The 21,704-nt window shown below is 68.9% G+C and carries 20 protein-coding genes and 1 tRNA gene; 10 read left to right on the forward strand and 11 right to left on the reverse strand.

Translation table 11 applies throughout. The features are described from left to right. Window positions 1–7: 7 nt before the first annotated feature. Complete coding sequence (locus F0415_RS00485) at window positions 8–652, reverse strand: response regulator (protein ID WP_149859235.1); 645 nt, start codon at window positions 650–652, stop codon at window positions 8–10. A 257-nt stretch (window positions 653–909) separates the two neighbouring features. Here F0415_RS00485 and F0415_RS00490 point away from each other — a divergent pair, with 257 nt between their 5' ends. Further along, on the forward strand, window positions 910–1,812 hold the full coding sequence (locus F0415_RS00490; protein WP_149859236.1) for a CPBP family glutamic-type intramembrane protease: 903 nt from the start codon (window positions 910–912) through the stop codon (window positions 1,810–1,812). 4 nt (window positions 1,813–1,816) lie between these two features. Here the strand turns inward: F0415_RS00490 and F0415_RS00495 are convergent. The 7 genes from F0415_RS00495 to F0415_RS00525 form a co-directional block, all read right to left on the reverse strand. Beyond that, window positions 1,817–1,906 (reverse strand) — tRNA-Ser (locus F0415_RS00495). Window positions 1,907–1,962: 56 nt separating this feature from the next. Further along, a complete protein-coding gene (locus F0415_RS00500) occupies window positions 1,963–2,916 on the reverse strand; it encodes a LysR family transcriptional regulator (protein WP_149859237.1) in 954 nt (317 codons plus the stop codon). After that, window positions 2,913–4,193: a serine--tRNA ligase gene (serS, locus tag F0415_RS00505; protein ID WP_149859238.1), complete on the reverse strand. Its 1,281-nt coding sequence runs from the start codon at window positions 4,191–4,193 to the stop codon at window positions 2,913–2,915. The genes F0415_RS00500 and serS overlap by 4 nt, the downstream gene beginning before the upstream one ends. Before the next feature lie 80 nt (window positions 4,194–4,273). Beyond that, complete coding sequence (locus tag F0415_RS00510; RefSeq protein ID WP_149859239.1) at window positions 4,274–4,840, reverse strand: hypothetical protein; 567 nt, start codon at window positions 4,838–4,840, stop codon at window positions 4,274–4,276. A gap of 132 nt (window positions 4,841–4,972) precedes the next feature. Then, entirely contained in the window at window positions 4,973–6,247 is a 1,275-nt protein-coding gene (locus F0415_RS00515; RefSeq protein WP_149859573.1) for a replication-associated recombination protein A, read from the reverse strand. Between the two features lie 137 nt (window positions 6,248–6,384). Further along, a complete protein-coding gene (lolA, locus tag F0415_RS00520) occupies window positions 6,385–7,035 on the reverse strand; it encodes an outer membrane lipoprotein periplasmic chaperone LolA (protein ID WP_149859240.1) in 651 nt (216 codons plus the stop codon). A gap of 154 nt (window positions 7,036–7,189) precedes the next feature. Continuing rightward, the gene (locus F0415_RS00525) at window positions 7,190–9,529 is read right to left on the reverse strand and encodes a DNA translocase FtsK (protein WP_246149825.1); all 2,340 of its coding nucleotides are present in this window, start codon (window positions 9,527–9,529) and stop codon (window positions 7,190–7,192) included. 158 nt (window positions 9,530–9,687) lie between these two features. Here F0415_RS00525 and trxB point away from each other — a divergent pair, with 158 nt between their 5' ends. From trxB to infA, 4 genes are all read left to right on the forward strand, one after another. Continuing rightward, complete coding sequence (trxB, locus tag F0415_RS00530) at window positions 9,688–10,641, forward strand: thioredoxin-disulfide reductase (RefSeq protein WP_149859241.1); 954 nt, start codon at window positions 9,688–9,690, stop codon at window positions 10,639–10,641. Between the two features lie 37 nt (window positions 10,642–10,678). After that, on the forward strand, window positions 10,679–11,830 hold the full coding sequence (locus F0415_RS00535; RefSeq protein WP_149859242.1) for a GNAT family N-acetyltransferase: 1,152 nt from the start codon (window positions 10,679–10,681) through the stop codon (window positions 11,828–11,830). Then, window positions 11,796–12,545, forward strand: coding sequence for a leucyl/phenylalanyl-tRNA--protein transferase (gene aat, locus F0415_RS00540; RefSeq protein ID WP_149859243.1), 750 nt, complete (start codon window positions 11,796–11,798; stop codon window positions 12,543–12,545). The genes F0415_RS00535 and aat overlap by 35 nt, the downstream gene beginning before the upstream one ends. Window positions 12,546–12,625: 80 nt before the next feature. Then, window positions 12,626–12,844 carry a translation initiation factor IF-1 gene (infA, locus tag F0415_RS00545; protein ID WP_149859244.1) on the forward strand — a complete coding sequence of 73 codons (219 nt, stop codon included), beginning with the start codon at window positions 12,626–12,628 and terminating at the stop codon, window positions 12,842–12,844. Between the two features lie 71 nt (window positions 12,845–12,915). Here infA and clpA read toward each other — a convergent pair whose 3' ends face one another. Both clpA and clpS read right to left on the reverse strand, forming a co-directional pair. Further along, window positions 12,916–15,192, reverse strand: coding sequence for an ATP-dependent Clp protease ATP-binding subunit ClpA (clpA, locus tag F0415_RS00550; RefSeq protein WP_149859245.1), 2,277 nt, complete (start codon window positions 15,190–15,192; stop codon window positions 12,916–12,918). Window positions 15,193–15,231: 39 nt separating this feature from the next. Next, window positions 15,232–15,558, reverse strand: a complete 327-nt coding sequence (gene clpS, locus F0415_RS00555; protein WP_149859246.1) for an ATP-dependent Clp protease adapter ClpS — start codon at window positions 15,556–15,558, stop codon at window positions 15,232–15,234. 91 nt (window positions 15,559–15,649) lie between these two features. Between clpS and F0415_RS00560 the strand changes: the two genes are divergently transcribed. The 5 genes from F0415_RS00560 to acnA all read left to right on the forward strand — a co-directional run bounded on the left by F0415_RS00560 (window position 15,650) and on the right by acnA (window position 21,163). Beyond that, entirely contained in the window at window positions 15,650–16,135 is a 486-nt protein-coding gene (locus tag F0415_RS00560) for a hypothetical protein (protein WP_149859247.1), read from the forward strand. Then, a complete protein-coding gene (locus F0415_RS00565; RefSeq protein ID WP_149859248.1) occupies window positions 16,132–16,596 on the forward strand; it encodes an NUDIX hydrolase in 465 nt (154 codons plus the stop codon). Before F0415_RS00560 ends, F0415_RS00565 begins: the two co-directional genes overlap by 4 nt. Continuing rightward, the gene (gene mnmA, locus F0415_RS00570) at window positions 16,593–17,705 is read left to right on the forward strand and encodes a tRNA 2-thiouridine(34) synthase MnmA (RefSeq protein WP_149859249.1); all 1,113 of its coding nucleotides are present in this window, start codon (window positions 16,593–16,595) and stop codon (window positions 17,703–17,705) included. The genes F0415_RS00565 and mnmA overlap by 4 nt, the downstream gene beginning before the upstream one ends. Continuing rightward, entirely contained in the window at window positions 17,702–18,313 is a 612-nt protein-coding gene (gene hflD, locus F0415_RS00575) for a high frequency lysogenization protein HflD (RefSeq protein ID WP_149859250.1), read from the forward strand. The genes mnmA and hflD overlap by 4 nt, the downstream gene beginning before the upstream one ends. A 99-nt stretch (window positions 18,314–18,412) precedes the next feature. Next, window positions 18,413–21,163, forward strand: a complete 2,751-nt coding sequence (gene acnA, locus F0415_RS00580; RefSeq protein WP_149859251.1) for an aconitate hydratase AcnA — start codon at window positions 18,413–18,415, stop codon at window positions 21,161–21,163. A gap of 134 nt (window positions 21,164–21,297) precedes the next feature. Here acnA and F0415_RS00585 read toward each other — a convergent pair whose 3' ends face one another. Beyond that, on the reverse strand, window positions 21,298–21,699 hold the full coding sequence (locus tag F0415_RS00585; RefSeq protein WP_149859252.1) for a nuclear transport factor 2 family protein: 402 nt from the start codon (window positions 21,697–21,699) through the stop codon (window positions 21,298–21,300). Between the last annotated feature and the right edge of the window lie 5 nt (window positions 21,700–21,704).

Raw genomic sequence — 21,704 nt, forward strand, 5'->3', positions numbered from 1 at the left:
CGTTCGGTCAGAGCGAATAGGCCGGATCGGACAGGCCGTGCTGGGCCGCCAGTCGCGCCAGTGCGATCGCGTCGCGGATACCCAGCTTGTCGTACAGGCGGTACTTGTGCGTGGCGACGGTCTTGCCACTCAGACTCAGCCGGCGACCGATCTCCTCCATGCGCATGCCGGTGCAAAGCATGCGTGCCACCTCCAGTTCGCGCGGTGACAGCTTGTCGAAGGGCGATTCCGGCCCCCTGAGGCCGGAGAAGGCCAGATGCTGGGCAACCTGGCTGGCCAGGTAGCGGCGGCCACGCGCCACCTCGCGGATGGCGCGCAGCAGTTCCTCGGCATCGCAGGCTTTGCCGACGTAACCGCAGGCACCGGCCTCGATCAGCCGCCGCGGCATCGGCCCGTCCTCCTGGATGGACACGACGACGACCCGGGTCTCCAGGGCCGAGCGGACAATCCGCTCGGTCACGTCCAGGCCGCTGATGCCCGGCAGATGCAGATCGCACAGCAGCACGTCGGGCTTGAGCCGGCGCAACTGCGGCAGCGCCTCCTCCCCGGTCGCCGCCTCGCCCACCACCTCCATGTCGCGCTCGCCGGACAGGATCAGGCGGTACCCCGTCCGCACCAGCGCATGGTCGTCCACTATGAACACTCGGATCATCGCGCTCCCCTCGCGTGCCGTTCCGGCTTGCGGAAGAAACTAGTGGAAGCCCGGCAGCGACGGCAAGCCGTGTTTCCGCGCCGACCGTGGTAGTCGTTTTCCTACATTCCGGCCCGAGCGCTCCCGGCATACTTCGCAAAGCTCGTACCCGTGTACGGAAAAGCGCGCAGGTCGCCGTGATCAGCAGGCACGAACCACGCATCCGCTTTCGTAGGCCACCCTGGCCGCTGCGCACCCGTCTCTGGCGGCGCTCACGCTTGCTTGCCCTGTCAGTGCTGCTTCCCTTCGTCCTGCTGGCCAGCCTGGCGATCGCCGACCAGGCAAGCCGGTTCGCCGAAGGCCATGGCCGGGTGGAGCTGTGGCTGAAAGATTCACCCGAGGCGCTCGTCACGGTTTCCGCTGTCCGGTTCGACGATCCGGCCTTCGGCATTGCCGACGTGATCCTGGCAACCCGGTCGGTTACGCCGCCGCCCGGCTGCCGGAGCGCGGTCGGCCTGGGTTTCCGCGGGCTGCGGGACAACGAGTTGCAAATCGCCTACGACATCCTCCGGGCCAAGGCCATTGCGGCCGGTCTGCACCCTTGCGAGCAGCCGGTATTCGTGTTCGACGATCTGCCCGGCCCGCTGGACGCACGGGACCCGAGCGACTTCGCCGTCCAGGCCGTGCTCTGGGCGGCGATGCCGACGGCGGCGCTGGGACTGCTGTTCTGGGCGGCGATGGACCGCTTCGGCCTGGCCGCTTCGCTGGCCTGGTCGCGCTGGGATCTGGAAGCGCTGCGGCAGGGTCTGGCCACCGGGCTCCTGCTGACACTCGCGCCGATGGCGCTCGACTGGCTGCTGCCGCCTCCGTATCCGGCGACCGCGCAAACGCCCGGACCGGGTTTCCTGGCCCTGAGCCTGCTGCTTTTCCCCTTGCTGCACGAACTGGCCTTCCGCGCCTGGGCGCTGGCCCTGGCCATGCAATCGCATGGACCGCGCTTCGCCCTGTTCTGGAGCAGCGGCCTGCAGGTGCTGATCAATGCCGGATCGTTCTCCGCCGCCGTACAGGCGCTGGTATCCGGGCTGTTGCTCGGCCGGCTGTTCCTGCGCCGCCAGGCCCTGCCGGAATGCGTCATCGCCCTGACGACCTGCACGGCGCTGCGGATGCTGGCGCCGGTCTGAGGATTGGCGGAAGGGGTGGGATTCGAACCCACGGTGACATCGCTGCCACGGCGGTTTTCAAGACCGCTGCCTTAAACCGCTCGGCCACCCTTCCTTCGATTTTCGGCGGCCGGCGCCTTGCGCGAACCGGCCGCCCTGCCCCTCAGGCGCTCACTCGCAGGGAATGCCGCCCGGGGTGCCGCACTTGAGCTTGCTTTCCTGCACCGCCGGCGGCAGCCGCTCGGCCAGGAAATCGATGAATACGCGCACCGCCGGCAGCAGGCCGCGGCGCGAGGGGTAGATGGCGTGGAAGATGCCCTGCGGCAGGTTCCAGTGCGGCAGCACCACCTCCAGCTCGCGCTTGCGGATGGCCTCGGCGCAGGTCAGCTCCGGCAGCAGCACCACACCCAGGCCTTCGCGGGCGGCGGCCATCAGGGTCGAAAAATCGTGCGCCATCAGCACCGGCTGCAGATCCACCTTCTCGACCTGGCCGTCGGGCCCATGCAGGGTCCAGCGCTGGCGGGCATCGTCCTCGCGCATGCTCAGGGTGGTGTGGCCGGCCAGATCGGCCGGCACCTGGGGACGCCCCACGCGGTCGAGGTAACGCGGGCTGGCCACCAGCAGTTCACGGAGCTGGCCGAAGCTGCGCGCCACCATCTCGCCGTCCTCGTTGAGCTGGCTGCGCACGCGCAGGGCGACGTCGAAACCCTCCTGGATCACGTCCACACGCCGGTTGCTGACGTGCAGCTGGATACGCACCTGCGGGTGCTGGCGCATGAAGTCCGGCAGGATCGGCCCCAACAGCTCCTGGGAAATGGACACCGGGCAACTGACCTTGATCAGGCCGCGCGGCGTGGCACTGACCCGGTCCACCGCCTCGCGGGCGGCCTGGGCCTCGGCCAGCATGGTCTGGGCATGGCGGTAAACGCTCTGGCCGACTTCGGTGACGGCGAACTTGCGGGTCGAGCGCTGCAGCAGGCGCACGCCCAGGTCGTTTTCCAACTGGGCAATGCGCCGGCTCAGGCGCGACTTGGGCACGCCCAGGGCGCGCTCGGCGGCGGCGAAACCGCCATGTTCGACCACCATGGCGAAAAACTGCAGGTCGTTGAGGTCCGGGTGGTTCATCCGATGCGCTCCTGTCCGGCCATGTAGGGTCGCAGCACCTCGGGGATACTGATGCTGCCGTCGGCGTTCTGGCAGTTCTCCATTACGGCGATCAGCGCGCGGCCAACCGCGACACCGGAACCGTTGAGGGTATGCAACGGCTCGGGTTTGCCGGTCTCCGGGTTGCGCCAGCGCGCCTGCATGCGCCGGGCCTGGAAATCGCCGCAGTTCGAGCAGCTGCTGATCTCGCGATAGGTGTTCTGGCTGGGCAGCCAGACTTCCAGGTCGTAGGTCTTGCGGGCCGAGAAGCCCATGTCGCCGCCACACAGCAGCATGCGCCGGTACGGCAGGCCCAGCTTCTCCAGCACCACTTCGGCACAGCGGGTCATGCGCTCGTGCTCGGCATCGGAATCGGCCGGACGGGTGATCGAGACCAGCTCGACCTTCTCGAACTGGTGCTGCCGGATCATGCCGCGGGTATCGCGGCCATGGCTGCCTGCCTCGGCGCGGAAGCACATCGAATGGGCGACCAGGCGCATCGGCAGGGCCTCGGCCTCGACGATGCTGTCGCGCACCAGGTTGGTCAGTGGCACTTCCGCCGTGGGGATCAGGTAGCGACGGCTGTCACCCACCCGGATGGCGAACAGGTCGTCCTCGAACTTCGGCAGCTGGCCGGTGCCGCGCATGCTGTCTGCGCCGACGATCAGCGGCACGTTGCACTCAAGGTAGCCGTGTTCGCCCACGTGCAGATCCAGCATGAACTGGGCCAGGGCCCGGTGCAGGCGCGCCAGCGGGCCACGCAGCACGGTGAAGCGGGCGCCGCTGAGCCTGGCCGCCGACTCGCCGTCCAGCCAGCCCTCGCGGGCGCCAAGCTCGACATGATCCTTTACCTGGAAGTCGAACTGCCTCGGCTCGCCCCAGCGCCTGAGCTCGACATTGGCGCTTTCGTCGGCGCCGGCCGGCACGCTCTCGTCCGGCAGGTTCGGGATGCGCAGGGCGATGGCCTCCAACTCGGCGCGGATCTGCTCCAGCCGCTCCTCGGAGGCCTTCAGCTCGTCGCCGATGCCGGCGACTTCGGCCAGCAGCGGCGCCACGTCCTCGCCCTTGGTCTTGGCCAGGCCGATGGCCTTGGAGCGGGTGTTGCGCAGGTTCTGCAGGTCCTGGGTGCGGGTCTGGATCTGCTTGCGCTCGGCCTCCAGGCGTTCCAGGCCGGCCACGTCGAGCTCGAAGCCGCGGCTGGCCTTCAGGCGGGTCGCGGTATCGGCAAGCTGGCCGCGAAGCAGATGAGGGTCGAGCATGGGTTCATTCCGGAAATGAAACGTGGCCGGGCATTATCGCCATTCCCAGCCCGTCGTCGCAACGAACAGGGCCGAGCCGCTCAGCCGCCCTTCCGGCCCAGCCACCAGGCCATCGCCAGGCCGGCGAGACTCCAACCCGCCACGTGCTGAACCAGGCCCGCCAGGGTGAAGTCCAGGGGGAAGCGGTACCAGTTCCAGTAAGGCACGCCGATCATCAGCCAGCCGAACAGGCCCATGCCGGTGGAGATGGCCACCCGCCGGCCGAAGCCGAAGGTGCCAAGGCCCAGAACCCAGGCCACCAGGCCGGCCGCCAGCAGGTTGGAGACCAGTTCGACAAGCAGCTCCCGGGTCATGTCCAGGCCGTCCCGGCCGACCGGCTGGTAGATCACCATCGCGTAGGGATTGGCCCTGGCCCGGGCCACATAATCGGCCTCGGCCTCGGGATTGCCCCACTGCTCCGGATCCAGGCCGGGAAGGATGTACACCCCCTCACGCGGCAGGTTTTCCCGCATGGCCTGCAGGATCGGTTCCTCCCTGTCCGCACGGTAGTGGCCTACATCTCCCAGCGGCAGGGCCACATGCGACAGAAATCCCCAGGAGAACACCACGATGCCGCCGAGCACGGCGGCGACCAGCCAACGCCTCATCCGTTTCTCCTCCCTGCGCCGCTCCCCAAGGCCGGTCCAGCCTACGCCCGCCCCCTGCGGGCGGCAATCGGCCCTGCGGCCAGGCCTAGCGCCGGCGCGCCGAAGCAGGGTGCGGCGCCGGACGCTGCTGCGTCAGCCCCGGCGCTTGCGGGCCTCGGCCCGCTCGCCGCGAAGCCGGTCTAGCTTCTCCTTGAGCCTGGTCTCCAGGCCGCGTTCGACCGGCTGGTAATAGACGCGTTCGCCCAAGGCCTCAGGGAAACCGGTCTGGTCCAGGGCTACCCCACCCTCGGCCTCGTGGTCGTACTGGTAGCCGGCGCCGTAGCCGAGCTGCTTCATCAGCTTCGTCGGCGCGTTGCGCAGGTGCAGTGGCACCTCCTGGGTGCCATGTTCGCGCACATCGGCCTGTGCCGCCTTCCAGGCCACGTAGCCGGCGTTGGACTTGGCCGTCGAGGCCAGGTAGATCACCGCCTGGGCCAGGGCCAGCTCCCCCTCGGGGCTGCCGAGGCGGTCGTAGGCCTCCCAGGCCTCCATGGCCAGCTGCAGGCCGCGCGGGTCGGCCAGGCCGATGTCCTCCACCGCCATGCGGGTGATGCGCCTGGCCAGGTAGGCCGGATCGCAGCCGCCATCCAGCATGCGCGCCAGCCAGTACAGGGCGGCGTCCGGGTTGGAGCTGCGCACGCATTTGTGCAGGGCCGAAATCTGGTCGTAGAACTGCTCGCCGCCCTTGTCGAAGCGGCGGCTGCGGTCGGCCAGCACCTGCGCCAGGGTGGCCCCGGTGATCTCGCCGCCTTCGCCGCCGGCCAGCTCTGCAGCGATCTCCAGCAGGGTCAGGGCGCGGCGCACGTCACCGTCGGCGGCGGCGGCGATCTCCTGCAGGCGCTGCTCCGCCACCCGCAAGCCCAAGCCGCCCAGGCCACGCTCACGGTCGTCCAGTGCGCGCCGCAGCGCCCGTACGATGTCCGCTGCCGACACCGGCTCCAGCACGTGCACGCGGCAGCGTGAAAGCAGCGCCGAGTTCAGTTCGAAGCTGGGGTTCTCGGTGGTGGCACCGACGAACAGGATGCTGCCGCGCTCGATATGCGGCAGGAAGGCGTCCTGCTGCGCCTTGTTGAAGCGGTGCACCTCGTCCACGAACAGGACGGTGCGCCGGCCCCCGGCGAAACGCTGCTCGGCCACCGCCAGCACCTGCCTCACCTCGGGCAGACCACCGAGCACCGCCGAGATGGCCACGAACTCGGCCTCCGCATAACGGGCGATCAGCAGCGCCAGGCTGGTCTTGCCGCAACCGGGCGGTCCCCAAAGCACCATCGAGTGCACCCGGCCTGCTTCCAGGGCCCGGCGCAGGGCCGAGCCCGGCGCCAGCAGTCGCGCCTGGCCGACCATCTCGTCCAGGGAGGCCGGACGCATGCGTTCGGCCAGCGGCTTGAGCGCCTCCGGCGGGTTGAACAAGGCCCCGGAACCGACGGGCGCGGATTTTGGTTTGCGGGCCACGAGGCCATTCTCGCCGGCCAGCGGGCCGACGGGAACCCGGACCTGCCCGGACCCTACTCCGCCAGTGGAATCACTTCGGCCGACAGGCCGACCTCGCCGACCACGTCCACGCCTTCGGGCGGGGTGAACACGAAGGCATCGGCCGGAAACCGCGGATTGCGGCGCCAGCCGGAGAACGTCATCACCGTCCGCTGGCCCAGGGCGTCCACCAGTTCCATGCGCGCCAGGCCGCCAGCATCGAAGCCCAGCCTGGCCCGGGCGAACGGCGCCTCGTCGGGCTTGCGCGGTGTCAGTGCCAGCCATTCCAGGCCGTCGGAAACGCCGGCCTCCTCGACCCGGAACTGGCGGTCGAGTTCGTCCGGGTCCAGCAGCACGGCCAGCGGGCTGTCCTGCTCCTCGAGACCCTGTCGGCGCACCGTGACCTGCTGCATGTCCGGCTCATAGATCCATACATGATCGCCATCGGCGACGATCAGGCTCGGATAAGGCGCGCGGTACTCCCAGCGGAACTGCCTGGGCGCTTTCAGGCTGACGGCGCCGCCGGATTCCTCGATCACCTCGTCCTGCGGCCCGTACACCGACTGCCGGAACTCGCCGGCCAGGCCGTCGATGGCGGCGGTGAAGGCATGCAATCGCTGACGCGCTGCGGCCTCGGCAGCGGGCACGACCAGGGCAAGGATCAGCAGGACGATCAGTCGGCGCATGGCGGAATCGGGACGGCGTGAACCAGGCGGAAGTCTGTGCAAACCCGCCTGAACGGCCGATGTGCGCAGCGACCGGAACGGCCCCGGCCCCGATCCGGCCGCCTTCCCGCCGGGCCGCGCGACCGGACCGGCGGGAGGCGATCGGCACCGACGGTCAACGCGGCGGCGGCGGCGCCAGCACGGTGCGGTCGCCGTTGTGCTCGGGGGGCGAAACGATGCCTGCCGCCTCCATCGCCTCGATCAGCCGGGCGGCGCGGTTGTAGCCGATCTTCAGGCGGCGCTGCACCCCTGAAATGGAAGCGCGCCGGGTTTCGGTGACCACCTTCACCGCCTCGTCGTACAGCGGGTCGGACTCGTCGCCGCCAGCGCCGCCGGCCTCCGGCAATCCGGTTGGGCCGATCACCACGCCGTCACCCAGGGACTGCACTTCCTCGAGCACTCCCTCGATGTAGTCCGGGCCGCCGCCGACCTGGCGCAGGTGCGCCACCACCCGATGGACCTCGTCGTCGCTGACGAAGGCGCCATGCACCCGCTCGGGCATGGCGGTGCCGGGCGGCAGGTACAGCATGTCGCCATTGCCCAGCAGGGTCTCGGCACCGGACTGGTCGAGGATGGTGCGGGAGTCGATCTTGGAACTGACCTGGAAAGCGATCCGGGTCGGGATGTTGGCCTTGATCAGGCCGGTGATCACGTCCACCGACGGTCGCTGGGTGGCCAGGATCAGATGGATGCCGGCGGCGCGCGCCTTTTGCGCCAGGCGGGCGATCAGCTCCTCCACCTTCTTGCCGACGATCATCATCATGTCGGCAAACTCGTCGATGATCACGACGATGTAGGGCAAGGCCTCCAGCGGCCGCGGGGCGCCGCCCAGGTCGGGATCGGGCTGGAACAGCGGGTCCGTGAGCGGCTGGCCGGCATCCTGTGCCTCCTTCACCTTGCGGTTGAAGCCGGCCAGGTTGCGCACGCCGACCGCGCTCATCAGCTTGTAGCGCCGCTCCATCTCGGCCACGCACCAGCGCAGGCCGTTGGCGGCCTCCTTCATGTCGGTGACCACCGGTGCCAGCAGGTGCGGGATGTTCTGGTAGACCGACAGCTCCAGCATCTTGGGGTCTATCATCAGCATGCGTACGTCCTTGGCGCTGCTCTTGTACAGCAGGCTCAGCACCATGGCGTTGATGCCCACCGACTTGCCCGAACCGGTGGTACCGGCCACCAGCAGGTGCGGCATGCGGGCCAGGTCCACCACCACCGGCCGGCCGGCGATGTCCTTGCCCAGGGCCATGGCCAGCGGCGAGTTGACCTTGTCGTACTCCTTGGAGCGCAGGATCTCGCTCAGGTAGATGGTCTCGCGGTGGGCATTCGGGATCTCCAGGCCGACCACCGACTTGCCCGGGATCACATCCACCACGCGCACCGACTTCACGCTCAGGCCGCGGGCGATGTCCTTGTCCAGCGAACTGATCTGGCTGCCCTTCACCCCCGGCGCCGGCTCCATTTCGAAACGGGTGATCACCGGGCCCGGATAGGCGCCGACCACCTGCACCTCGACCCGGAAATCCCGTAGCTTGAACTCGATCTGCCTGGACAGGGCTTCCAGGGTTTCTTCGGACCAGCCCTTGACCTGCTCCCTGGGCTCGTCCAGCAGCGACAGCGGCGGCAGATCGCCGCTGCCACCGACATTGAACAGGGGGATCTGCTGCTCGCGCTGGGCGCGCTCGGATTTCTCGATGACCGGGCGCGGCGGCGGAGCGATCCTGACCGGCTCGCGCCGGGCGCGCTTTTCCGTCTCGACCTTGCGGATTTCTTCGCGCTCTTCGCGCATGGCCCGGGCCCGCTGCCACTCGGCTGCCTGGCGGGCGCCCTGGCCGAAGCGGCCAACCAGGGCCAGCACCTTGCCACCGATCCAGTCCATCAGCGCGAACCAGCTCAGCCCGGTCGCGAGGGTCACCGACATCAGCAATACCGTGAACAGGAACAGGTTGCCGCCGAGTCCGCCGAAGACCGCCCGCATGGCCCGGCCGACCTGCTGGCCGAGAATGCCGCCGGATTCCGCAGGCAGGTTCGGCGCCGAGCCGGCGACCACGTGCAGCAGTCCGCAGGCCGAAACCAGGAAGCCGACGATGCCCACCAGGCGCAGGGCCGGGCCGAAATCCACCCGGCCGTCGCGGTCGGAATCCAGCCCGAACAGCGCGATCCAGGCGACGCCTCCCAGCAGCAGGGGCACGCTGTAGGCCACATATCCGAAGAACCAGAACGCCAGGTCGGCCAAATAGGCGCCGACCAAGCCGCCGAAGTTGTGCAAGGGCCCGGTCACGCTGCCGGTGCGCGACCAGCCCGGATCATCGGCGTGATAGCTGACCAGGCTGGCCAGCATGTAGAGCAGCAGGGGCGAAAGCGCGACCAGCGCCAGTTCGCGCCAGAGTTTCTGGCGGCGATCCGTGCCATTGAGTGAGCTTCGATCGGGAGAGCGCGCCACCGCGAGAAATAACCTCAGGAAACTGTTCTATGCGCCTGTATATACAGCATTTCGCCGCCCGGCGCCCGGCCGGCACCGGAACCGCGCCCGCAACACGGCGGAATCACGGTCCGCCTTGATTTGCCCCCCTGCGCCCTCCAAGCTACGGAGCTTTCGCAGACACCGAAGCATCATACATGACCGCCCCGAAGCACTGCCGCCTGCTCATCCTCGGCTCCGGCCCCGCCGGTTACGCCGCCGCCGTCTATGCCGCCCGCGCCAACCTCAAGCCGGTGCTGGTCACCGGCCTGCAGCAGGGCGGTCAGCTGATGACCACGACCGAGGTGGACAACTGGCCCGGCGACGCGCACGGACTGATGGGCCCGGACCTGATGGCGCGCATGCAGGCCCACGCCGAGCGCTTCGACACCGAGATCGTGTTCGACCACATCCATACCGCCGACCTGTCCCGGCGGCCGTTCCGCCTGGTCGGCGACAATGGCGAATACACCGCCGACGCCCTGATCATCGCCACCGGCGCCAGCGCCAAGTACCTGGGCCTGGAAAGCGAGCGCAGGTTCATGGGCAAGGGCGTCTCGGCCTGCGCCACCTGTGACGGCTTCTTCTTCCGCGACCAGGACGTGGCAGTGATCGGCGGCGGCAATACGGCGGTCGAAGAGGCCCTGTACCTCAGCAACATCGCCCGCAAGGTCTACCTGGTGCACCGGCGCGACAAGCTGCGGGCCGAGAAAATCTTGCAGGACAAGCTGTTCGCCAAGGCCCAGGCCGGCAAGATCGAGATCATCTGGGACCACACCGTGGACGAGGTGCTGGGCGACGACAGCGGCGTCACCGGCATGCGTATCCGCTCGACGAAGGACGACAGCACCCGCGAGATCGCCGTGCAGGGCTTCTTCGTGGCCATCGGCCATACCCCGAACACCTCGTTGTTCGAGGGGCAGTTGGACATGCGCAACGGTTATATCCAGGTGAAGTCGGGGCTGGAGGGCAATGCCACGGCGACCAGCGTACCGGGGGTGTTTGCCGCCGGCGACGTCGCCGACCAGGTCTACCGCCAGGCGATCACCTCGGCCGGTTCCGGCTGCATGGCGGCGCTGGACGCCGAGAAGTTCCTGGACCAGGGCGACTGAACTCGTCCCGGCCCGACCGGCCGATCCCGATGCGGCGATGGAAGAACTCTGTCTCCACGACGCGCTCGACGAGATCCCCGCGCCTGCCTGGGACCGCCTGCACGACGGTGGCAACCCCTTCCTGACCCATGCCTTCCTGGCCGGCCTCGAGCGCACCGGCTGCCTGCGCCCGGCCTGGGGCTGGCGGCCCCGCCACGCCAGCCTGTGGCGCGACGGCGAGCTGGTGGCGGCGGCGCCGGCCTACCTGAAGGGCAATTCCCACGGCGAGTTCGTCTTCGATCAGGCCTGGGCACAGGCCTGGCGCCGAGCCGGCCTGGACTACTACCCGAAGTGGCTGGTGGCGGTGCCCTACTCGCCGGTGACAGGGCCGCGCCTGCTGGCACGGCGCGACGGCGACCGCGCCCTCCTGGCCGAGGCGATGCGTGAACAGGCCCGGCGCGACGGCCTGTCCTCATTGCATGTGAACTTCCACGAAGCGGGCGAGGACGCCGCCTTCGACGAGGGCTGGCTGCTCCGCACCGACCTGCAGTACCACTGGCGCAATCGCGGCTGGCCGGACTTCGCCGCCTTCCTCGCCGATCTGCGCCGGCACAAGCGCAAGAACATCCGCCAGGAACGCGACAAGGTGCAGCGGGCCGGCTTCCGCTTCCGGATCGTCCACGGTGACGAGGCCAGCGACGCCGACCTGGCCGACATGCATGCCTTCTACTGCGGCACCTTTGCCGCCTACGGCAACCACCCGGCCCTGAGCCTGGACTTCTTCCGGCACCTGGCCGTGGCCCTGCCCCGTGGCCTGCTTCTGATCCTGGCCGAGCGGGACGGCGAAACCGTGGCGGGCGCCCTCTGCCTGCGCGGCCGCGATCGCCTGTACGGCCGCTACTGGGGCTGCCGCGACCCATGGCCCGCTCCCGGCCTGCATTTCGAGACCTGCTACTACCAGGGCATCGACTACTGCCTGCGCGAGGGCCTGGCGGTGTTCGAGCCCGGCGCCCAGGGTGAACACAAGATCGCCCGCGGCTTTCTGCCCGAACCGACCCGCAGCCGCCACTGGCTGGCCAACCCCGCCTTCTTCGCCGCAGTGGCCGACTGGTGCGCGGACGAATCCCGGGCCGTAGCCCGCTGGCGGGATCGGCTGATGCGGCATAGTCCCTACCGTGAGCATCCTGCCGATACCCCGCCTGCGGCCTGACCGGCCCGAGGATTTCCCGCCGCCGTCGCGAGCCCTGGACGAGCCCAACGGCCTGCTGGCCTGGGGCGGCGACCTGTCCCCGCGCCGGCTGCTGGCGGCCTACCGCCGCGGCATCTTCCCCTGGTACTCCGAGGGCGAACCCCTGCTGTGGTGGAGCCCGGACCCGCGCCTGGTCTTCGACACCGACGGTATCCACCTGTCATCACGTTTCCGCCGGGAACTGCGCCGCTGCCCCTGGACGGTGCGGGCCGACACCTGCTTCTGGGAAGTGATCCGATCCTGCGCCATGGCGCCGAGACCGGGCCAGGACGGCACCTGGATTACCCCGGAGATACAGGCGGCCTACGCCGGGCTGCACCGGCTCGGCCACGCCCACAGCATCGAGGTCTTCGATGGCGAACGCCTGGTGGGCGGGCTGTACGGGGTGGCGGTGGGGCGGCTCTTTTGCGCGGAAAGCATGTTCAGTGGCCAGTCCGGCGCCTCGAAAGTGGCCCTGGCGGCTCTGGGGCGGATCCTGTCCGGCTGGTCCTGGCCCTGGATCGACGCCCAGGTCGAGAACCCGCACCTGCGCTTCCTGGGCGGCCGTGCGATTCCCCGCCAGGACTTCCTGGCGCGTCTGCCGGCCTTGGTGGATGCTGGGGGCCGGCTGGGGCCCTGGACAGCAGCCGTGGGGGCGATTCCGGCCGCCTCGCTCACGCAAGCCCCGGCCGCTTAACCATTTTTTTGCATCACCGAAGCGACCGTGGCAGAATGCGCGGCTTCCGACTTCCGTCCAACCGCCCAAACAAGGCGCGAATGTCCAAAGACGATTCCATCGAGTTCGAAGGCACGGTCCTGGAGACCCTTCCGAACACCATGTTCAGGGTCAAGCTGGAAAACGGCCACATCATCACTGCCCACATCTCCGGGCGCATGCGCAAGAACTACATCCGCATCCTCACCGGCGACCGGGTCAAGGTCGAGATGACGCCTTACGACCTGACCAAGGGCCGCATCACCTACCGCATGAAGTGACGGGCCCGGCAGGAAGCGAAACGGCGGCTCCGGGCCGCCGTTTCGTTTTCCGCCCGCCTTCGCTCCGGCGCTCAGACCGTTGCCGGCAGCAGCTTCTCCGGCTCGGGCTGGGCCTCCACCACCAGCTGGTCCTCACGCACGTCCACCGTGACCCGGCCACCGTCGGCCAGCTTGCCGAACAGCAGCTCGTCGGCCAGGGGGCGCTTGATCCGGTCCTGGATCAGCCGGGCCATGGGCCGGGCGCCCATCTGCGGGTCGAAGCCGTGCAGGGCCAACCACTGCCTGGCTTCGGCGGTGGCGTTGAGCACCACGTGTTTCTCGTGCAGCTGGGTTTCCAGCTCGATCAGGAACTTGTCCACCACCCGCAGGATGTGCTCCTGCTCTAGCGGCCGGAACTGCACCACCGCGTCGAGGCGGTTGCGGAACTCCGGCGTGAACGAGCGGCGGATCACCTCCATCGCGTCGGTGGCATGGTCCTGCTCGATGAAACCCATGCTGCGGCGCGAGGCCTGGGCGGCGCCGGCATTCGTGGTCATCACCAGCACCACGTTGCGGAAATTCGCCTCCCGGCCATTGGTATCGGTGAGCACGCCGCGGTCCATCACCTGCAGCAGGATGTTGAACACGTCCGGGTGGGCCTTCTCGATCTCATCCAGCAACAGCACGCAGTGCGGCGTCTTGACCACCTTCTCGGTCAGCAGCCCGCCCTGGTCGAAGCCGACGTAGCCCGGGGGCGCGCCGATCAGGCGGCTGACCGAATGCGGTTCCATGTACTCGGACATGTCGAAGCGCACCAGCTCGATGCCCAACTGCAGGGCCAACTGCCGGGTCACCTCGGTCTTGCCCACGCCGGTGGGGCCGGCGAACAGGAAGTTGCCGATCGGCTTGTCCGGATTGCCCAGGCCGGACCGGGCCAGCTTGATCGCCGCCACCAGGGTTTCGATGGCCGGATCCTGACCGAAGATCACCATCTTCAGGTTGCGCTCGAGGTTCTTCAGCACGTCCTTGTCCGATGCGCTGACCTGTTTGGTCGGGATCCGGGCCATCTTGGCCACGATCAGCTCGATCTCCTCGACGTCCACCACCTTCTTGCGCTTGTCCTCGTCCAGCAGGCGCTGACGGGCGCCGGCCTCGTCGATGACGTCAATGGCCTTGTCCGGCAACAGCCGGTCGGTGATGTGCTTGACTGACAGGTCCACCGCCGCCTGCAGCGCATCCGGCGCGTATTCGACCTCGTGGTGGGCCTCGAAACGGGCCTTCAGGCCATTGAGGATGGCGACGGCCTCGGCCACGGTCGGTTCCACCACGTCTATCTTCTGGAACCGCCTCGCCAGCGCCCGGTCCTTCTCGAAGACGCCGCGATACTCCTGGAAGGTGGTCGAGCCGATGCAGCGCAGTTCGCCGCTCTGCAACACCGGCTTGATCAGGTTGGAGGCATCCATGGTGCCGCCCGAGGCCGAGCCGGCACCGATGATGGTGTGGATCTCGTCCACGAACAGGATGGCGCCGGGCTCCTTGCGGATCTGCTGGATCACCGCCTTGAGCCGCTTCTCGAAGTCGCCGCGGTACTTGGTGCCGGCCACCAGCGCGCCCAGGTCCAGCGAATAGATGACCGCGTCCTTCAGCACGGCAGGCACCTTGCCCTCGACGATGCGCCAGGCCAGGCCCTCGGCCAGGGCGGTCTTGCCGACGCCGGCCTCGCCGACGAACAGCGGGTTGTTCTTGCGGCGCCGGCACAACACCTGAATGGTGCGTTCGACCTCGGCCTCGCGGCCGATCAGCGGGTCGATCTTGCCTTCGCGGGCCAGCTCGTTGAGATTGCTGGCAAATTCCTGCAGCGGATTGGACCTGGACTCACCCCCCTCCTCGCCTTCGGGCTTGGGTTCGGGCGCGGCCTTTTCCTCGCTGCCGTCGCCGACCTTGGCGATACCGTGCGAGAGGTAGTTCACCACATCCAGGCGGGTGATCTCCTGCTGGTTGAGGAAGTACACCGCGTGGGAATCCTTCTCGCCAAATATGGCCACCAGCACGTTGGCGCCGGTGACCTCCTTCTTGCCGGAGGACTGCACGTGGTAGACCGCACGCTGGAGCACCCGCTGGAAACCCAGGGTGGGCTGGGTGTCGCGCGGGTCGTCCGGCGGCAGCACCGGCACCGTGTCGGCGATGATCTGGCGCAGGCCGGTGGCCAGCCGCGGCTGGTCGGCGCCGCAGGCCTTGAGCACCCCGGCGGCGGAAGGATTGTCCAGCAGGGCCAGCAGCAGGTGCTCGACCGTCATGAACTCATGGCGGGCTTCGCGGGCCTGCTTGTAGCACTGGCCGATGGTGTACTCGAGGTCCTTGCTGAACATGGGGGACTCCCTTGGGGTTTGCCCCGATATGGGGCCAGCCTAGGCCTTTTCCATCGTGCACAACAAGGGGTGCTGGTGCTGCCGGGAAAAGTCGTTGACCTGGCTTACCTTGGATTCAGCCACCTCCCGCGTGTAGACGCCGCAAACGCCCTTGCCGCGGGTATGCACATGGAGCATGACCTGGGTGGCCTTCTCCCGGTTCATGGCGAAAAAAAGCTGCAGGACTTCGACAACGAAGTCCATGGGGGTGAAGTCGTCGTTGAGCAGGACCACCTGGTACAACGGCGGCCGGCTGACTTCGGGCCGGACGGTTTGCACCGTCAGGCATTCACCGTGGTCGCGTTCGGGACGGGACTCGTTGGCCATGGCCGGATTATAGGGCGGCGATGGACGGCCGGTGCGGCTTGGCGGGACAATGCCCCGGCCGGACCTGCCCGGCCCTACCCAAGGGGTTCCCATGCACACCGCTTCGCGCCGCCTCGCCCGCCTCCTCGTTCCGGCCCTTGCCTTCTGCCTGGCCGGCCCCGCCCTGGCCGCCGAGGCCGATCGCGGCGTGCAGGCCAAACTGGACGCCAAGGGCACGCCCTACACCATCGACGATGACGGCGATTTCCAGATCGTCGTGCGCATAGACGACGAACGCACGCAACTGGTCTGGGTCCGGTCGGTGGTGGAAGAGACCAACCACCAGCGGGTCCGGGAGATCTGGTCGCCGGGCTACCAGTCCCAGATCGACAGCTTCCCCGCCTCGGTGGCCAACCGCCTGCTCGAGGACAGCCACGCCCGCAAGCTGGGTGGCTGGGTCAAGCAGGGCAACACGGCCGTGTACGTGATCAAGATCGACGCCGATGCCAGCGCCGACGTGCTGGACGAGTCCATCGACGCGGCCGCCTCCATCGCCGACGAGCTGGAACTGGACCTGGTGGGCGGAGACCAGCTTTGAGCTATCGCCAGGGCCGCTTCTGGCAGCCGGACGTCACCGTCGCCACCGTGGTGGTGCGCGACGGGCGGTTGCTGGTGGTGGAAGAGACGGTGTCCGGCCAGCAGGTGCTGAACCAGCCGGCCGGCCATCTCGAGCCGGAGGAGACGCTGCCGGCCGCCGCCCTGCGCGAAACCCTCGAGGAGACCGGCTGGGAAGTGGCCCTGACTGCCTTCGTCGGCGCCTACCAGTGGACCTCGCCGCGGGACGGCCGGCATTTCCTGCGACTGGCCTTCGCCGCCGAACCGGTCCGGCACCACCCCGACCGGCCCCTGGACGAAGGTATCGTCCGGGCGCTCTGGCTCAGTCCGGCCGAGCTCGCTGCCCGGCGGACCCGGCATCGCAGCCCGCTGGTCTGGCGGGTGGTCGAAGATTACCTGGCGGGGCGCCGGCTGCCCCTGGACGCCCTGACCCACTGCCCATGAGCGGCCCTGAGGTCATCGTCGGCCTGTCCGGCGGCGTCGACTCCTCGGTGGCCGCCCTGCTCCTCAAGCGCCAGGGCCGGTCCGTTGCCGGCCTGTTCATGCAGAACTGGGACGAGCAGGACGACAGCGGCTGCCGGGCCGAGGAAGACCGTCGCGACGCCCTGCGGGTGGCCGGCCTGCTGGGCATCCCCTTCTTCGCCCGCAACTTCGCCAAGGAGTATTGGGCCGGCGTGTTCGAGCACTTCCTGGCCGAGTACCGGGCGGGACGGACGCCCAATCCCGACGTGCTGTGCAACCGGGAGATCAAGTTCCGCACCTTCCTGGACGAGGCCCGGGCCCTGGGCGCCGGGCGCATCGCCACCGGCCACTATGCCCGGGTGGACTGCCTGGACGGCCGCTGGCGCCTGCTGCGCGGCGTCGATGCGGGCAAGGACCAGAGCTACTTCCTGCACCAGCTGGGCCAGGAGCAGCTGGCCGCCACCCTGTTTCCGATCGGCCACCTGCCCAAGGCCGAGGTCCGCCGCCTGGCCGCCGAGGCCGGCCTGCCGACGGCGGCCAAGAAGGACTCCACCGGCATCTGCTTCATCGGCGAGCGGGACTTCCGCGAATTCCTCTCGCGCTGGATCCCGGCGCAGCCGGGCGAGATCCGCGACGTGCGCGGCCAGGCCCTGGGCGAACACGCCGGCTGCTGGTACTACACCCTCGGCCAGCGCGGCGGCCTCGGCCTGGGCGGCCTGCGCGGCCGGCCGCAGGCGCCCTGGTACGTGGTCGGCAAGGACGTGGCCCGCAACATCGTCTACGTCGACCAGGGCGAGGACAGCCCCTGGCTGATGTCGCGGCGGGCCTGGACCGAGCCGGCGCACTGGGTGGCCGGGGCGCCGCCGGGCGAAACCTTCACCTGCACGGCCAAGACCCGCTACCGCCAGCCCGACCAGGATTGCCAGGTGCGGCTGGACGCCGATGGCCGGCTTTCCGTAGCCTTCGCCTCCCCGCAGCGGGCGGTGACGCCGGGCCAGTCCCTGGTCCTCTACCGCGGCGAGGAATGCCTGGGCGGCGCCGTCATCGCCGGCACCGACGCCCCCGAACCCGGAACCGCAGGAAGTCCATGAAGGATCGTGCCCTCGCCCTCGCCGGCCTGATGCAGGCCGTGCAACTGGTGCAGCAGATGGCCCAGACCGGGCAGGCCCAGACGGCGCCGCTGGCCACGGTCATCGATGCCCTGTTCCGCTTCGACGCCGAATCGGCCGAGGCGGTGTTCGGCGGGGCGGCGGCGCTGGCGCCTGGCCTGCGCCGGCTGCTGAACCAGCTCGAGGGCGGAACCGGCCGCGACCCCGCCCTGACCCGCATGGCCATGACCGTGCTGCACCTGGAGCGCCGATTCGTCGCCCACCGCAGCGCGCCGCAGGCGGTCCGCGACGCGCTGGAGGACATTGCCCGCCAGCGCGAGCACTTTGGTCCGACCCATCCGACCGTGCTGCAACGGCTGGGAGAACTCTACGTGCGGCAGATCACCCCGATCGGTCCGCGCGTGCTCGTGCAGGGCAACCCCGTCTACCTGGGCCAGCCGGAGCTGGTGGGCGAAGTGCGCGCCACCCTCCTGGCCGCGCTGCGCGCAGCGGTGTTGTGGCGGCAACTGGGCGGCAGTTACTGGGACTTCCTGCTACGGCGCCGGGACCTTGTTTCCGCCGCAAGGGAATGGCTGCAGCAGTCCGCCTGAGCGGCAGAACGGCGTCACTTCGGGCATAATACCGGGCTCACGCGGCGACCCCGCGCGACACCTCCCAGCCCTTCCCCGATCCATGCCCGGAGCCTGTCCATGAGCGACTCCTTCGCCACCCGCGACCAGTTGACCGTCAACGGCAAGACCTACGCCTACTTCAGCCTTCCGAAGCTGGGCCAGCGCTTCAACCTGGCGCGCCTGCCCTACTCGATGAAGATCCTGCTGGAGAACCTGCTGCGCTGCGAGGATGGCGTGACGGTGGGCAAGGAGCACATCGAAGCGGTCGCCAACTGGGACGCGAAGAAGGAGCCGGACACCGAGATCGCCTTCATGCCCGCCCGCGTCGTCCTGCAGGACTTCACCGGTGTGCCCTGCGTGGTGGACCTGGCGGCGATGCGCGACGCGGTGGTGAAGCTGGGAGGCGACGCCAAGCAGATCAACCCGCTGATCCCCTCTGAGCTGGTGATCGACCACTCGGTGCAGGTGGACGTGTTCGGCAAGCCCGAGGCCCTGGACCTCAACGGCAAGATCGAGTTCGAGCGCAACCGCGAGCGCTACAGCTTCCTGCGCTGGGGCCAGAAGGCCTTCGACAACTTCAAGGTGGTGCCGCCGAACACCGGCATCGTCCACCAGGTCAACCTCGAGCACCTGGCCCGGGTGGTGATGACCGCCGAGAAGGACGGCCAGGTCATCGCCTACCCGGACACCGTCTTCGGCACCGACTCGCACACGACGATGATCAACGGCATCGGCGTGCTGGGCTGGGGCGTCGGCGGCATCGAGGCCGAGGCGGCCATGCTGGGCCAGCCCAGCTCGATGCTGATTCCGCAGGTGGTCGGCTTCAAGCTGACCGGCAAGCTGCCGGAGGGCGCCACCGCCACCGACCTGGTGCTGACCGTCACCCAGATGCTGCGCAAGCACGGCGTGGTGGGCAAGTTCGTCGAGTTCTTCGGCGACGGCCTCGACCACCTGCCGCTGGCCGACCGCGCCACCATCGCCAACATGGCCCCCGAGTATGGCGCCACCTGCGGCATCTTCCCGATCGACAACGAGTCGCTGAACTACCTGCGCCTGTCCGGCCGCAGCGAAGAGCAGATCGCCCTGGTCGAGGCCTATGCCAAGGCCCAGGGCCTGTGGCGCAACCCGGGCCAGGCGGACGCCGAGTACAGCTCCGTGCTGCAGCTGGACATGGGCGAGGTCAAGCCCTCGCTGGCCGGCCCGAAGCGCCCGCAGGACCGCGTGCTGCTGACCGACGTCAAGCAGAACTACCGTGACAACCTCGGTCCGCTGGTCGCCCACCGCAACGGCAAGACCTCCGAGGAGCGCCGCCTGGAGAACGAGGGCGGCGGCACCGCCATCGGCAACAACGAAGTGCTGCCCAAGGGCATGGCCGAGATCGAGATCAACGGCCAGAAGGTCACCCTCAAGGACGGCGCCGTGGTGATCGCCGCGATCACCTCCTGCACCAACACCTCCAACCCGGCGGTGATGCTGGGCGCCGGCCTGCTGGCCCGCAACGCCGTGGCCAAGGGCCTCAAGCCCGCGCCCTGGGTCAAGACCTCGCTCGCCCCCGGCTCGCTGGTGGTCACCGACTACCTGAAGAAGGCCGGCGTGCTGGCCGACCTGGAGAAGCTCGGCTTCTACGTGGTCGGCTACGGCTGCACCACCTGCATCGGCAACTCCGGCCCGCTGCCCACCGAGGTCAGCGCCGGCATCGCCCAGGGCGACCTGGTGGTCGCCTCGGTGCTGTCGGGCAACCGCAACTTCGAGGGCCGCGTCCACGCCGAGGTCAAGATGAACTACCTGGCCTCGCCGCCGCTGGTGGTCGCCTACGCCATCGCCGGCACGGTCGACATCGACCTCAGCAGCGAGCCGCTGGGCATCGGCAGCGACGGCCAGCCGGTCTACCTGCGCGACATCTGGCCGAGCAACAAGGAAATCGGCGACTTCATCGCCAGCACCATCGGCCCGGAGATGTTCAAGCAGAACTACCAGAACGTCTTCGCCGGCGACAGCCGCTGGAACCAGATCGCCTCGCCGGACGGCGCCATCTACGCCTGGGACGGCAGCTCCACCTACATCAAGCATCCGCCCTACTTCGAGGGCATGACGATGGAAGTGGGCTCGATCGCCGACATCAACGGCGCCCGCATCATGGGCATCTTCGGCGACTCCATCACCACCGACCACATCAGCCCGGCCGGCAGCATCAAGGCCAGCTCGCCCGCCGGCAAGTTCCTGCAGTCGCGCGGTGTGCAGCCGGCCGACTTCAACAGCTACGGCTCGCGCCGCGGCAACGACGACGTGATGGTGCGCGGCACCTTCGCCAACATCCGCATCAAGAACCTGATGCTGGGCGGCGAGGAAGGCGGCAATACCATCCACTACCCGACGGGGGAGAAGCTGCCGATCTACGACGCCTGCATGCGTTACAAGGCGGAGGGCGTTCCGCTGGTGGTGCTGGCCGGCAAGGAGTACGGCACCGGCTCGAGCCGTGACTGGGCGGCCAAGGGCACCAAGCTGCTGGGCGTGAAGGCGGTGATCGCCGAGAGTTTCGAACGTATCCACCGCTCCAACCTGGTTGGCATGGGTGTGCTGCCGCTGCAATTCCTGCCCGGGCAGAACGCCCAGAGCCTGGGCCTGAAGGGCGACGAGGTGATCGACGTCACCGGCCTGCAGGATGGTACGGCCAGGCAGGCCACCGTCGTGGCCCGGCGTCCGGACGGCACCGAAATCCGTTTCCAGGTCCAGGTTCTGCTGCTGACGCCCAAGGAAGTGGAGTACTACCGCCACGGCGGCATCCTGCACTACGTGCTGCGGCAGCTGGCGGCACGCAAGGCGGCCTGAGCGGACGCCGGCGTCCCGGGCGGCGGCTCTCCCGGGACGCATGGTGCGCCGAGGTACGGCTCCCCGCCCTCGCGCGTCATCCTCCGCTGGTGGCCGGCCGTACGCTCACATTCCACCGGTGGTCGGCCGTGCTCTCACAGCACCGGCTCCCACTCGGCGGACAGCAGGCGCCATTGTCCGGCCTCCATCCTCCAGCCGGTCTTCACGCGGTATACACGGTCGGGAACCAGCCCGCCGCCGCCGCGGGTCGTGGCCGTGAACTCGGCGCGCGCGCCCAGACCAACCAGTTCCACCTGGATCGGCCCAAGGCCAACCCCGACCTCACGGTTGCGCAGCCAGATCAGGGCCAGGTAGCGACGCAAGCGCTCCCGGTCCATGCCGTCGGGGCCGACGAAATCCTCGGACAGCCGCTCGAGCAAGGCCTCGCTGTCGCGGGCCTCGGCGGCGGCCTCCATGGCGGCGATGGTCGCCCGGAGCGCCTGCTCGGGCGGTTCCCGGCTGCAGCCCGCCAGGCTCACCAGCAAGCCCAGCAGCAAGCCCG

Source organism: Arenimonas fontis, assembly GCF_008386465.1.
GTDB classification, from domain to species: Bacteria; Pseudomonadota; Gammaproteobacteria; order Xanthomonadales; family Xanthomonadaceae; genus Arenimonas; species Arenimonas fontis.